This is a genomic window from Zwartia vadi, from assembly GCF_030410375.1.
GTDB lineage: Bacteria > Pseudomonadota > Gammaproteobacteria > Burkholderiales > Burkholderiaceae_B > Zwartia > Zwartia vadi.
The window spans coordinates 14,091-27,597 of record NZ_JAUHHE010000013.1; the positions used below are offsets into that span (position 1 = coordinate 14,091).

Genomic DNA, 13,507 nt, shown 5'->3' on the forward strand with positions numbered 1-13,507 from the left:
AGTCTGAACTCCGCTTAGATTGTTACCGATCGCTTTAGTCGGGAAGTTTTAATACTTGTTTGGCAATGATTTCTTTTTGAACTTCAGAACTGCCACCGTAGATTGTCGAAGGTATCGAATTAAACATGATAGCGGGAACATTCATGCCCTCGGCCCCAAAGTCCGTAGTCTGGCCCGTCGCACCATGCTCTTGGGCATATTCGACCATCGTCATACAGATTCTTTGATAAGTATCTGTTCCCCATATTTTCAGTAAAGAGACGCTCGGGGGCAGTTGTTCGCCACGCTTAACCATTTCAGCGTAATGCGAATAGGCACTTACCTGATCGGCCACATCCAAACTGAGTTCAGCGTAGCGTGCGACGAAAACAGGATCATCCATCAGATGCAAATGCTCAGCAAGGGCTGTCAACTGCGCCAAGGCATAACGGGACTGTTTGGGACTACCCAGAAAAATTCTTTCAAAGCCAAGCAACGCCTTGGCGATCGTCCAGCCTTGATTAAGCTCTCCAACCAGATTTTCAGCAGGTACGCGGACATTGTCAAAAAACACTTCGCAGAACTCTTCATATCCAACGATGTCTTTGATGGGTCGAATCGTGATGCCTGGCGTACTGAGGTCAATCAATAAAAAACTGATACCCGCTTGTTTCTTGGCTTCCTTGTCCGTGCGCACCAGTGCAAACATATGGGTTGCGTCCTGTGCCAGAGTCGTCCATATTTTCTGACCATTCACGACGAACTCATCTCCTTGACGAATAGCTTCCGTGCGCAGCGCGGCAAGATCTGAACCCGCACCGGGCTCTGAGTACCCTTGGCACCATACATGCTCTCCAGCAAGGATTTTAGGAAGAAATTTTTGTTGCTGCTCCGGACTGCCACGCTGAATCAGCAAAGGCCCAATCATCACAATACCCATGTCCGGCGCACGCGCCACGCCGTACTGCTCTTGCTCCTCAACGTAGGCGATCATCTTTTCAGGTGACAGCCCCATTCCACCAAACTTCTTCGGCCAAGCTGGCGCAACCCAACCTTGGGCGGACAGAGTCAAATACCAGCTCTTGATCTCAGACCAATGCAGGCGACGCGGGACGTTACGTAAATGAGCGGGATAGTTTTTAGCGTAAAAGGCGCGCAGCATGTTTCGAAACTCAGCCTCGGACATATTGTCCCAATCTGCGTCGCTTGGAAACTGCGCCAAAGAGCTCTCCTCAACAGCCTCGTTACCTTCGACCGCGGAAGATTTGAGATAGCGCCGTCGATGAGCGGTTTGATTGCCGAGCCATGCAGCATTGAACATTGCGCGTTTGAAATACAAACCTACGTCGCATTCATCAGTAAAGCCCATCGCCCCGTGAAACTGAATCGCCATGCGTGTCACAAGCAACGCAGCATACGCGCAACGCGCTTTAGCTCGACTTGCCAAGACACTTAAGGCGAGTCCATTCGTCCTGCCCTCCTCGACCTGCCGTACGACATCCTCGACGCAGGCGCTGGCGAGCTCGACTTGAACATACCCATCGACTGCACGATGTTTGAGTGCCTGGAAACTTCCGATCGGCTTGCCAAACTGTTGGCGAGTGTTCAGATAGTCGATCGTGATGGATAAGGTCTTACGCATCAGTCCGACGAGCTCTGAGGATTGGACGATACGCGCAAGATCATTTGCCTCGTTCACCATCGCTAAAACTTCAGGTCCTGCTAAAAGAATATGCGAACGTGCGACCTCTGCCTCGTTCAAGCAGAGCTTTGTGAACCATGTACCGTCTACACAACGAATCCGTTCAAGTTTGACTCCATGCGTGTTTGCCGGTAACCAGACGATAGCGGGCTGATTGCCAATGCTCAAGACAATCAACCAACCATCCGCACCCGCTGCCGGAGTCACAAACTGCTTGGTCCCGTTTATGACCAGCATTTGATTTTGCAGAGAACCATGGGCTGCGCTATCAACAGAACACTCCAACTGACCAAGGGAGTCTTGCCATGCCAAACCGGCGACAAGCTCACCGGCGATCAATTGCTCAAGCAAGACTGAACGCAGGGCACTCTTCGGACATCGACTAAGCACCAAGGCTGCCTGAACCGCAGAAGGAATCACAGGCTCTGGGAGCAAATGCTGTCCCATCTCATGTGCGATCGCCGAGATCTCAGGTAAGCCTAAACCAAGACCCCCATCCTCTTCGGGGACAAGAATGCCAAACCAGCCAGCATGGGCAAGCGCCTGCCAAGACTGTCGATCAAAACCAGTCTCTGAATCGCGCAAACTTCGAATTCTCGCAATCGTATTCTGGCGACTAAGCAGATCCCGTGCACTGTCCCGAAAAGCCTCTATTGCATCGTTAGCCATGCCTTGCCTCTCACCGATTGATTAAACGATAGTTGTTTGTATTCAAAAATGTACTACAGTAATGAAAGCCAATTCCCTTTCAGAGACATAGACGATGATTCAGAGTAACGAACAAAAAATAGTCGATCAAGCGATCACCTCACGCCACTCCATGCGCGCTTTTTTACCGACCCCTGTTTCTCGAGAAGATATTGAACAAATGCTGGAGGTTGCTGCACGCGCGCCATCTGGCTCCAACACACAGCCCTGGAAAGTGTATGTGCTGACGGGTGAAATCAAGCAACGCGTTTCAGATGAAGTCCTTAAGGTTTACAACGATCAGGCTAAATTTGAGGCCCTGACTGAAGACTACAAATACTACCCCACACAATGGAACTCGCCATACATTGAGCGCCGTCGCAAGGTAGGACTTGATCTATACAAATTACTGGGCCTGGGTCGTGAAGACAAAGCCGGCATGCACGCGCAGCATGGACGCAACTACTCATTTTTCGATGCGCCTGTCGGCATGTTTTTTACGATCGATCGCAGCATGAACACCGGGTCATGGCTGGATTTCGGTTGCTTTTTGCAAAGCTTGATGATCGCGGCACGTGGTCGCGGTCTCGATACCTGCGCACAGGCTGCTTTTAACCGCTTTCACAACACGATTCGCGCCGTTACTGGCATACCTGAAAGCGAAGTGTTGATGTGCGGGATGGCCTTAGGATATGCAGACATGTCGAAAATCGAAAACACCTTGATTAGCGAGCGGGAGCCTGTTGCTGGATTTACCAAATTCCTGTAATGGCCCCCGTCGCAACAGACTTCAATCGAAGCGCTTTTCCCAGGCTTCGATTTCGCTCAAACCCAAGGCTTCGTTGTACTGAGCGGACGTAAACATATTGCTTTCGAAACCAGCCATGTTTCCAGCCTGCTTCAGATGCGAGAGTGCCGCGCTCATCGCGCATCCAAACACACCACGAGCCATCCCGGGATAAATAGCCAAATCAACACCAGCCTGTTTAAGCTCTGCTCCCTTTAAATTGCGCAAAGCTTGAGCGCTGTCCACGTTGACGACTACAGGAACGGAGACGGCCGCTTTGATTGCCAGAATGTCTTGCAAGATATTTGGATTAGACTTGAGTTCGACAAACACCGCATCGGCGCCCGCCTGTGCAAAGGCCTGCGTACGACGGATCGCTTCGGCAAGCCCCAGAGCCCCGGCGGAGTCTGTGCGAGCAATCAGAACGAAATCCGGATCTGAGCGTGCGGCGCTCGCTGCGGCAACCTTTGAAACAGCCTCATTAAAATCCAGAACTGTTCGGTCACCTGGCATTTGTGCGCAACGCTTGGGAGAAACCTGGTCTTCCATATGAATCGCTGCGACGCCAGCGGCCTCAAATTCCATGATAGTGCGTCGTACATTGACGACATTTCCATAACCCGTGTCGGCATCGCAGATGAGAGGAATTTGAACACTAGAGGCAACACGACGTGCATGATCGGCCATCAATGTCAGATCAACCAAGCCAACGTCTGGCCGACCCAATAGAGTTGCCGACACACCATTGCCCGTCATGTAAACAGCTGAAAATCCCGCCTGTTCCACTAATCGGGCACCATATCCATCATAGATACCAGGTGCGCGCACAGTGTCTGAACCTTGTAATAACTGGCGCAGCGCGCGCCGTTTCTGGGTTGCGGAGACCATACTCATGAGAAGTTCCAATCAGGGTATTTTTTTAAAAAAGGGATCAAACCGCCCATCGACAAGATCGCGAGAATCTCTTTTGGCAATGGATGTGTTTGTTGCAAGAGACGCCCGTCGCAGCGCAAGGCTCCTTTCGAAAGGTCAAGTTCCAGAGACTGGCCAGCAGTAATCGCCCCAGTATCGCATTCAAAAACGGGAAGACCGTTATTGATGGCGTTACGAAAGAATTGCCGACCGAAAGACTTTGCAACGATCGCTCTCACTTTCATATGGTGCAAGACGTGCGTAGCCTGCTCACGCGACGAGTTGATACCAAAATGCTCTCCCGCAACAAGAATCCCGCCACCACTACCCAGGATTCTGGAGGCGATACCCGGCGACAGCTGCTCAAAAGCATGCTGCGCAACGTAAGCGACATCTTTGCCAGGCAAATATTTATTCGAGCAATTGATGTCTGTGTTGACGTCGTCACCCAGAAGAAAAGCCGACCCTGAAATCAATAGTGTCTCGCTCATGCTGCGGACCTCCATGTGCCGCCTTCAACCAGTCGCGGATCTGTGATGTAACCGGTTAACGCAGACGCTGCAACAGTCGCGGCGGAGCCCAGCCAAATATCTGCATTCTTATTGCTTAATCGACCTTTAAAGTTGCGATTGGCGGTTGAAATGACGGTATCACCATCCCCGGGGACCAGACGATTAGTGATGCCTACGCATGTTCCGCAGCCTGCCGATTCAAAAGATGCACCGGCAGTCGTCAAAATCTCAATCAAACCTTCTCTGAGAGCGCCCAAATAGATTTCTCTGGAAGCAGGCGTCACAATCATGCGTACACCGGGCGCGAGTTTGCGACCTTTCAGAATGGCGGCGGCCTGACGGATATCGTCCAAACGACCGTTGGTACAGGTACCAATCAATGCAAACTGAATTTTCTGTTTTTCAATCTGATCGACACCAACAATGTCATCAACCTCGTGCTTGCGCGCCAGCTGTGGAGCAAGATTACCGACATCAATTGCAAAGCGCTCTGAATACCTTGCATCTGCGTCCGCGAAAGTGGGCTGAGGAGGCTTGGCACCATGGGCAGCCAGCCACGTAAGTGTCTTTTCATCCGCTTCAAGTATGGCGGCTTTGGCGCCAAGCTCGGCAGCGTGGTTGCACAATGTCATCCGATCGTCGATGGCCATCGCACGCACCGCCTCACCCACATACTCAATCGCCCGATAATTCAAGCCTTCGGCGCCAAACTTGCCCAGCATGGCCAAAGTAATATCTTTGGCCCAGACGCCAGGCGCGAGCGTACCTTGCAAATCGATGCGAACAGTCTCGGGCACTCTGAACCACAGCTTGCTACTCATCATGACAGCGGAAACATCGGTGCCCTCGATGCCGGTTCCAAAAGCATTGAATGCGCCATAGGTGACAGAGTGCGTATCAGTACCCACAATCAAATCGCCACAGGTCAAGTGCCCACCTTCAGGCAGAACCTGATGACAAATTCCGTCACCGATGTCATAAAGACCCGTTCCGCGCGCGCTGGCAAATGCACGCATCTGAGAGTGAATATCTGCAGCCTCCTGGTTAGGCGGCGGAGAATAATGATCCAATACCAGTGAAGTCTTTTTGGCAAACTGCAATGGCTGATCACCGAAACGATCAATCATTTTGATAGTATTCACTGCACGGGTATCAGTAACCATGGCATAGTCGACCTCTGCCACCACGACCTGTCCTGCCTGCACGCGATCCCGGCCAGAGTGTCTGGCCAAGATTTTTTCAACTATGGTTGAGCCCAAGATTTTTCCTGACATTTAAAATTTAAGTGTTCGGGCAACTTTGCCCCATGTATCGTATTCCTTCGTGACAAAAGCACGCATTTCCTCTGAGGTGGAAGGATCGGGCTCCATCGCTTGTGCACTCAAGCGAGCAAGTGTTGCAGGATCACGAATCGCCTCGACAATCGCCGCGTTTAATTTTTTGACAATCGCTTCAGGCGTGCTGGCAGGTGCAATAAAGCTGTACCAATTGGTGGCAAGATATCCCGGAAAACCCAGCTCGGCAATCGTGGGAACATCCGGCAATGACTCAGCACGTTTAGCGCCGGTGACGGCCAGTGCGCGAATTTTTCCTGCCTTGATCAATGGAATAGCTGTGGGTGCACTTGCAAAGATCGCCTGGATCTCACCGCCCAATAAACCATTCATTGCAGGTCCACCGCCCTTGTAGTTGATGTGCTGAGCCGTAGTATCAGCACGCTGCTTGAGCAACTCTCCAGATAGGTGGCCCGCACTGCCAAAGCCAGAGGATCCGTAAAACAAAGGCTTATCCGTGCTTTTTGCGGCGACAAGATAGTCAGCAAACGTTTTGATGTTCGAATCAGCCCGAACAACCAGGACATTACCAAAGCTCACGCCATTACCAAGCATCGCAAAGTCTTTTAGGGTGTCGTAAGGGGTCCCGTTTGGCATGTGCGGGTTGACTGCGAGGGAGCCGATGTTGGCCAATCCAATCGTGTAACCATCACCAGGGGCTTTGGCCACCATATCGGCAGCGATGTTGCCCCCTGCTCCCGGTTTATTATCCACCACGACTGTCTGTCCAAGGATTTCTCCAAGTTTGATGGCAATGGTTCGGGCGGCAGCATCAGTGCCGCCACCAGGAGCGAATCCCACTAACAACTTGATAGGCTTGTTGGGAAAGTTTGCAGCGGCATTGGACTGAGCAAACGCAAGGCTAGGGATACTTGCGCTCAATCCAGCAAGAATTGAGCTTGCCAGCAGCATTTTTACTTTGGTCGAGAACATGTGGGTTCCTCAAAAAATTTTTGTCTGTTCAATTTATACAAGTTGTCAGGTGACGTACAGATGTTCAGATGTTGCGACGCAACAGGCAAGAACATCTAGATATCAGCTTCAATGTATTCTATAAGGACAACAGGCCGCCCGAGCGCCTCTCATCTTCACTTTTGGACCGCAACTCTCTATGCGCAGCAAACTCTTTGTTCCCGGATCACGTCCTGAACTTTTTGACAAAGCCTTGGCCAGTGAGGCGGACGGACTGTCCTTTGATCTCGAGGATGCGGTTGCCGAATCAAAGAAAGCTGACGCCCGTGAGACCTTGAGCGCCTGGCTCGACACCGAACACGCACGCAACAGCAATAAAACAATCATCGTGCGCGTCAACGCAATGGAAACCCCTTATTTTGAGCAAGATATCGCTCAAGTCGTGCGCGCAGGCTTGGATATGGTCAATCTCCCCAAGCCAGACAGTCCCGAGGCCGTCCGCCAAGCGATCGGCTTGATCGAACAGGCTGAGCGCGCCAATGGCGTCAATCAGGACGGCATGCGACCAATCAAATTGCTTTTGAACATCGAAACACCCAAGGCCTTGCGGACAGCTTATGAGCTTGCTTGCGCGCACACTCGTGTGGCAGGTTTGCAGCTAGGCCTGGGAGATTTATTTGAACCAATTTCTGTCTCACGCAAAGAGCCCTTTGCAGTGAAATTCTCCATGATGCAAGTTAAATTTGCAGCAGCTGAAGCGGGTATCGATGCTTTTGACGGCGCATTTGCAGACATCAAAAATACTGAAGGATTCATGGAGGAAGCCCGCTTTGCTGCCAGACTTGGCTATGTGGGCAAAAGCTGCATACACCCCAGTCAAGTCGCCATGTCTAACGAAGCCTTTCGTCCGAGCGACGAAGCGATCGCGCATGCTTTGCGCATTTTGGAAGCGGCCAAGGATGCTCAAGCCAGAGGGGTGGGTGCCTACGTTGTTGACGGAAAGATGATCGATCCGCCCTTTTACAACAGCGCGGTCGCACTAATAGATAAAGCCAAGCGCCTCGGATTGATTTAATTTCACCATCACTGTTTCGATCACTAAGCTCATACGGAAAGCACACATGAAATCACTCTTTAAGTTACTCTGCATTGCAAGCCTTATACCTGCTGCGGCAATCGCTCAAACAAACTTCCCCACAAAGCCCATCACCCTTTTAGTTGGAAGCGCACCTGGCGGCTCGAATGATATCTTTGCCCGAACAATTGGCAAACAAATGCAAGATGAGCTGGGCGTTTCCGTTGTCGTTGAAAACAAACCTGCGTCTGGCGGCGTGCTTGCAAACACGCTCGTTGCCAAGGCTCCAGCTGATGGCTATACACTTGTTGTCTTGTCCTCCACCTTTACAACAGGCGCTGCAGTCAGAACAAATCTGCAATATGACGCGGTCAAAAGTTTTGCTCCGATCTCGATGTTGGCCAAAGGCCCCTTGCTTATTACGGTCGGAAACAACACCCCCTTTAAAACGCTTCCTGAACTTGTCAAATTTGCACAAAGCAATCCGGGCAAGCTGAATTTTGGCACGTCAGGGGTTGGCAGCATCAATCAGTTTGCCTCCGAAATTTTTTCTGACGTCGCAAAAATTAAAATGACACATGTTCCTTACAAGGGAATGGGTCCAGCCGTGAATGACCTCATGAGTGGTCAGATCGACATGATCATCGCAAGCGCTCCATCGCTGTTGAACCACGTTAAAAATGAAAAAATCCGTGCGTTGTCTGTCACGACCGAGAAACGCTCCGTGATCGCTCCTCAAATTCCCTCACTCGGCGATTATGGTTATGCAGCCGCTGCCGTCGACTTATGGTGGGGCATCCTCGCGCCAGCCGGAACGCCAGCAGATGTTGTGCAAAAACTCAACAGTACGATTAATAAAATTATCGTTTCCGAACAAATGAAGGAATTCTTTTTAAAACAGGGTGCCAGCCCAGTCGCGATGACACCGACTGAGTTCAGCAGCTATATTTCAAATGAACTTGCTCGCTGGAAACGAGTGGCTGCCTCAGCAAATATTCAGGCGGAATAATCAGAACATGAAAGGTCACTCAGCGAATCCAGACTCTTCGCACGCAGAGGTATCGTACTTGCCCCCCCGATCTGGCGCGCAAGGCCCGCTTACCGGTGTGCGTGTCATTGACATGTCAGCCTATATTGCAGGTCCCTACGCTTGCTCTTTGCTCGCAGACCAGGGTGCGGAAATCATCAAGATCGAACCGCCGGCTGGGGATAACTTACGCAAGTATCCTTCGACGCTTGAGGCAGAGAGTCGGGCGTTCTTGGGGGTCAACCGAAGCAAACTGGCTGCGGTCTTGGATATTAAAAATCCTGAGGATCTCGAGACACTTCTGAACTTGATTCAAGGCGCGGATGTGCTTGTCCATAATTTCAGACCTACGGTCGCTCCGCGCATTGGAATTGGCTATGAACAATTAAAAGCCCTCAATCCAAGATTGATCTACTGTGCAGTCAGTGGATATGGTGAAACAGGTCCACTCAAGGACAAAGCGGGTTTTGATCAAGTTTTACAGACAATGACCGGCATGGCGGCCCTGCAGGGCAAAAAAGAAGGACCTCCCGAACTTCTCTATGGATCGATCGTAGACTTTTATGCTTCGGCCCTCGTGGCCGGAGCCGTATCGTCTGCGCTCTATGAGCGCGAACGCTCTGGTCTAGGCCAGTTTGTTGGCGTCTCTCTTTTGGCTGCGGCGATGACCTTACAGTCCGGACGACTAGTCTGGGCGGAAAATGAGGGAAGAGACGTTTGGCGAGATATGCGTTCTGGCGGCATTACTGGGATTCATCCTACCAAAGAGGGCTACCTCTACATTTCTGCCAACACCCCTCATTTCTGGGAGGCTTTATGCAAAAAAACCGGGATGAGCGAGTTTTTAAATAATGAGCGCTACGACACGGTTCGCAAGCGCGCGCTTCATCAGCCTGAAATCGTCCCCAGACTGCATCAGGCGCTTGCAGCCAAGTCAGCCCTTGAATGGGAGGCCTTATTCGGAGAAGAGGTGCCCTGCGCAGCGGCACGAACAGTGGAAGACATGTTTGATCACCCTCAGGTACTCAGTCAAGACATGATCTCCACCTACCATCACCCTGTTGTTGGCCAATATCGCGGTCTTAAGCGCTCCATTCGTTTTGAACGCACACCAGGTCCGGATCCTTTTGCTGCGCCGACTCTTGGACAACACACTGACCTGATCAAAGAAGAAGCGAAAAGATTGAAAGAAATTAAGAAGAAATCGTGAAACACGCGTGATACGAGTTTCAACAAGCATCATCCAACTGAGCACACAATGATCGTACCGAACTCTGCTGGTTCGCAGCGCCCCTCTTTAATCGTTCCTGATTACGCCTGTGATGCACACCTGCATATTTATGATCCTAGGTTTCCTGAAGTCGCTGATGCGGCATCCGCGCTCGACCGGGCAACGGTGGCGCAATATCGGCTGTTGCAACAAAGACTTGGTACGCGTCGCGCAGTGATTGTGACGCCACGTAGTTACGGTACGGACAATCGTGTGACAGTCGATGCCATTGCACAACTTGGTCAGGATCATGCACGCGGCGTAGCCGTGTTGAGTAGCAACATCTCGGATGAAGCGATGGACGAGCTTGATCGCGCAGGCATTCGTGGCGTGCGTTTTTCTCTCTATACACCCAAAAATGCTGCTGTCAGTTTCGAGATGGTTGAACCGCTAGCGAAACGCATCATGCGACTGGGCTGGCATCTTCAGCTCCATTGGACAGCTGATCAGTTTGTTGAATATGGGGAGATGCTTAAGCGACTGCCCTGCCCCTTGGTGATCGACCACATGGGTCGACTGCCACAGCCACTGGGACTGAAACATGCCGCGGTGGGGTTGATTGAGCACTTGCTGGAGCGTGGCAATACCTGGATCAAGCTTTCCGGTGCCTACTTGGACAGCCAGATTGATGAAAGCCAAGGATTCAGTGATGTCGATGCAGTCGTCTGTCACTGGATCGCCTGTGCCCCAGACCGTCTAGTCTGGGGAAGCGACTGGCCACATCCAACTGAAAAGCATAAACCCGATGATGCGAAGATGCTGGATCGCTTGGGCATTTGGACCAAGGATCAGACAATCATTGAAAAGATTCTCGTGCATAATCCTGCAAAACTGTACGGGTTTGCGCCGATCAGCAGATAACAGTTTTCAGGCGGTGGGTGCTTAACCGAGCACGGGTCTCAATCGACGCGCTGCGTCTTGGATCATGCCTTCGGTCGTCTCCCAGTTCACACAACCATCCGTCACAGAGCAACCATAAATCATTTTGCTGTGGTCAGACTGGATGGGCTGGTTTCCGGCGACCAAGTTCGATTCGATCATGACACCTACGATTGAGCGATTGCCTGCAACGATCTGACTGACGACATCCGCCATCACGAGGGGCTGCAACTCAGGTTTTTTAAAGCTGTTTGCGTGGGAGCAATCCACCACTATGTTTGGGCGAATCTTGGCCTTGTTCATCGCTTGCTCAGCCAGTGAAATAGAAACCGTGTCGTAGTTGGGTCGACCATCGCCTCCGCGTAAAACCAGATGACCATAGGGGTTGCCTGTTGTGTGAACAATCGACACTTGGCCCTCGCCGCTGATGCCTAGAAAACGATGGGGCCTCGCCGCCGACAAAATAGCATTGACCGCGACAGTCGTATCGCCGTTGGTGGCGTTTTTAAACCCAACCGGAGTCGAGAGGCCTGAGGACATCTCGCGATGAGTTTGCGACTCGGTTGTGCGCGCGCCAATCGCGCTCCAAGCAATCAAATCCCCAAGGTACTGAGGTGAAATAGGATCGAGCGCCTCAGAACCTGCGGGTAAACCTAGTTCATTGACTTCCAGCAAGAACTGTCTGGCCAACCTCATCCCTTCATCAATGCGGAAGGAGTCATCCATATGCGGATCATTGATATAGCCTTTCCAGCCCACTGTGGTGCGAGGCTTTTCAAAATATACACGCATCACAATCAGCAAAACATCGGAGACCTCATCGGATAAAGCCTTGAGGCGACGTGCATATTCCATGCCGGCAACAGGATCGTGGATGGAGCAAGGCCCCACAACCACGAATTTTCGCTTGTCTTCGCCACGCAAGATACGGTTGAGGGACTCACGGCCGGCTTTGATGGTGTTTGCGGCGCGTTCTGTCAGCGCAAGCTCCTGATGAAGCTGCTGTGGGGTCGGCATAGCCAGAAAAGCGGCAACATGGAGGTTTTCGGTCGAGGCGTCTGAGGATACAGAGTTCATGGTGAGTAAGATAACCAGGTAAAGCGCACGATCTGTGCACGAGTTTAGATAAGCCTAGTGTAAAACATCTGCTCCATTCACTCCTCTCACAAGCGCTCAAGTTTCAAATACACTGAATCCATGACACCCAACCGCAGAATCGCTCATTTGGACATGGACGCTTTTTTTGCATCCGTGGAATTATTGAGCTACCCAGAGCTCAAGGGACAACCCGTTGTTGTGGGCGGTCGCAGCACAGCTCAGCCAACAATGGATTCGCAGGGGATCAGGCGCTTTGCGCGCTTGCGCGATTATGTGGGGCGAGGCGTCATTACAACTTCCACTTATGAAGCGCGTGCCCTTGGGGTCTTTTCCGGCATGGGTCTCATGAAATCAGCCGCCCTGGCACCCGATGCCATCCTGTTGCCAGCCAATTTCGACGCGTATCGACATTACTCCCGACTGTTTAAAGAAGCTGTCGCCAGCGTTGCCCCCTTGATTGAAGATCGCGGAATCGATGAAATCTATATCGACCTCACAGATCTCGACACGGATACGGAAAGGCTTTCCAAACGAATCAAGCAAGCGGTGAATGAGGCGACCGGCTTGAGCTGCTCGATCGGCGTGAGTCCCAACAAATTACTATCGAAAATTTGCTCTGATTTGGATAAACCGGATGGCATCACGATTTTAAAAGACTCAGAATTACAGACGCGGATATGGCCCTTACCCGCAAAAAAAATTAACGGTATCGGACCCAAAGCCAATGAAAAGCTCGCCACGCTGAATATTCATACGATCGGCGATCTAGCAAGGGCTGCACCGGAAATGTTGATCGCCCATTTTGGTCGGTCAACCGGACAATGGCTACATCAGGCCGCCCATGGTGTTGATCACCGACCAGTCGTCACCTCTTCTGAACCCAAATCACTCAGCCGGGAAACGACCTTTGAGCGTGACTTGCATGTCAGACAAGATCGGGCGCAACTCTCTGAGATTTTTACTAATCTGTGCGCGCGTCTAGGTGATGATCTGGTGAGAAAGGGGTATGCGACAAAAACCATCGGCATCAAAATTAAGTATGCTGATTTTCAGGTTGTCACGCGTGACTTCACACTTCCAATGGCCGTGTATGAAGGTTCTGTGATCAGGCGAGCGGCAAGTGAGTGTTTACGACGCGTACCCCTTGATCAGAGGATCAGGCTACTTGGCGTACGGGCAAGCAGTCTGATGCCGATCGACACAATCTTTCAGGCTCCTCAGAGCCATCAGCCCGATCTCCCTTTTTGAATAATTCCAAGGACTGACCACATAGAGGAAATTTCGTCCTCATGTCCAAGATTCGGCGTTATGCTAGAGACCAAAAAATGTTCTG

Annotated in this window: 12 protein-coding genes; 6 read left to right on the top strand and 6 right to left on the bottom strand. The window is 51.4% G+C overall.

Features of this window, described 5'->3' with window-relative positions; all coding sequences use genetic code 11:
- Positions 1–34 precede the first annotated feature (34 nt).
- The gene (locus QWY27_RS11755) at positions 35–2,350 is read right to left on the bottom strand and encodes an acyl-CoA dehydrogenase family protein (protein ID WP_290198561.1); all 2,316 of its coding nucleotides are present in this window, start codon (positions 2,348–2,350) and stop codon (positions 35–37) included.
- Between the two features lie 94 nt (positions 2,351–2,444).
- Here QWY27_RS11755 and QWY27_RS11760 point away from each other — a divergent pair, with 94 nt between their 5' ends.
- A complete protein-coding gene (locus QWY27_RS11760; protein WP_290198562.1) occupies positions 2,445–3,137 on the top strand; it encodes a nitroreductase in 693 nt (230 codons plus the stop codon).
- Positions 3,138–3,158: 21 nt separating this feature from the next.
- Here the strand turns inward: QWY27_RS11760 and QWY27_RS11765 are convergent, their stop codons facing one another.
- The 4 genes from QWY27_RS11765 to QWY27_RS11780 are packed head-to-tail and all read right to left on the bottom strand — an operon-like array spanning position 3,159 to position 6,846.
- On the bottom strand, positions 3,159–4,049 hold the full coding sequence (locus QWY27_RS11765) for an isocitrate lyase/PEP mutase family protein (protein ID WP_290198563.1): 891 nt from the start codon (positions 4,047–4,049) through the stop codon (positions 3,159–3,161).
- Positions 4,046–4,558 carry a LeuD/DmdB family oxidoreductase small subunit gene (locus QWY27_RS11770; protein WP_290198564.1) on the bottom strand — a complete coding sequence of 171 codons (513 nt, stop codon included), beginning with the start codon at positions 4,556–4,558 and terminating at the stop codon, positions 4,046–4,048. Before QWY27_RS11770 ends, QWY27_RS11765 begins: the two co-directional genes overlap by 4 nt.
- A complete protein-coding gene (locus QWY27_RS11775) occupies positions 4,555–5,838 on the bottom strand; it encodes a 3-isopropylmalate dehydratase large subunit (protein ID WP_290198565.1) in 1,284 nt (427 codons plus the stop codon). Before QWY27_RS11775 ends, QWY27_RS11770 begins: the two co-directional genes overlap by 4 nt.
- Before the next feature lie 15 nt (positions 5,839–5,853).
- Entirely contained in the window at positions 5,854–6,846 is a 993-nt protein-coding gene (locus QWY27_RS11780) for a Bug family tripartite tricarboxylate transporter substrate binding protein (protein ID WP_290198566.1), read from the bottom strand.
- 178 nt (positions 6,847–7,024) lie between these two features.
- Between QWY27_RS11780 and QWY27_RS11785 the strand changes: the two genes are divergently transcribed.
- The 4 genes from QWY27_RS11785 to QWY27_RS11800 are packed head-to-tail and all read left to right on the top strand — an operon-like array spanning position 7,025 to position 11,058.
- Entirely contained in the window at positions 7,025–7,900 is an 876-nt protein-coding gene (locus QWY27_RS11785) for an HpcH/HpaI aldolase/citrate lyase family protein (RefSeq protein ID WP_290198567.1), read from the top strand.
- A 46-nt stretch (positions 7,901–7,946) separates the two neighbouring features.
- A complete protein-coding gene (locus QWY27_RS11790) occupies positions 7,947–8,909 on the top strand; it encodes a Bug family tripartite tricarboxylate transporter substrate binding protein (RefSeq protein ID WP_290198568.1) in 963 nt (320 codons plus the stop codon).
- 7 nt (positions 8,910–8,916) lie between these two features.
- On the top strand, positions 8,917–10,137 hold the full coding sequence (locus QWY27_RS11795) for a CaiB/BaiF CoA transferase family protein (RefSeq protein ID WP_290198569.1): 1,221 nt from the start codon (positions 8,917–8,919) through the stop codon (positions 10,135–10,137).
- A gap of 48 nt (positions 10,138–10,185) precedes the next feature.
- Positions 10,186–11,058 (top strand): amidohydrolase family protein, encoded by an 873-nt coding sequence (locus tag QWY27_RS11800; RefSeq protein ID WP_290198570.1) that lies wholly within the window; start codon positions 10,186–10,188, stop codon positions 11,056–11,058.
- Positions 11,059–11,079: 21 nt separating this feature from the next.
- On the opposite strand, the gene QWY27_RS11805 is transcribed toward QWY27_RS11800, so the two are convergent.
- Positions 11,080–12,153 (bottom strand): 3-deoxy-7-phosphoheptulonate synthase, encoded by a 1,074-nt coding sequence (locus tag QWY27_RS11805; protein ID WP_290198571.1) that lies wholly within the window; start codon positions 12,151–12,153, stop codon positions 11,080–11,082.
- Between the two features lie 120 nt (positions 12,154–12,273).
- Here QWY27_RS11805 and dinB point away from each other — a divergent pair, with 120 nt between their 5' ends.
- Positions 12,274–13,422, top strand: coding sequence for a DNA polymerase IV (dinB, locus tag QWY27_RS11810; RefSeq protein WP_290198572.1), 1,149 nt, complete (start codon positions 12,274–12,276; stop codon positions 13,420–13,422).
- Positions 13,423–13,507 lie beyond the last annotated feature (85 nt).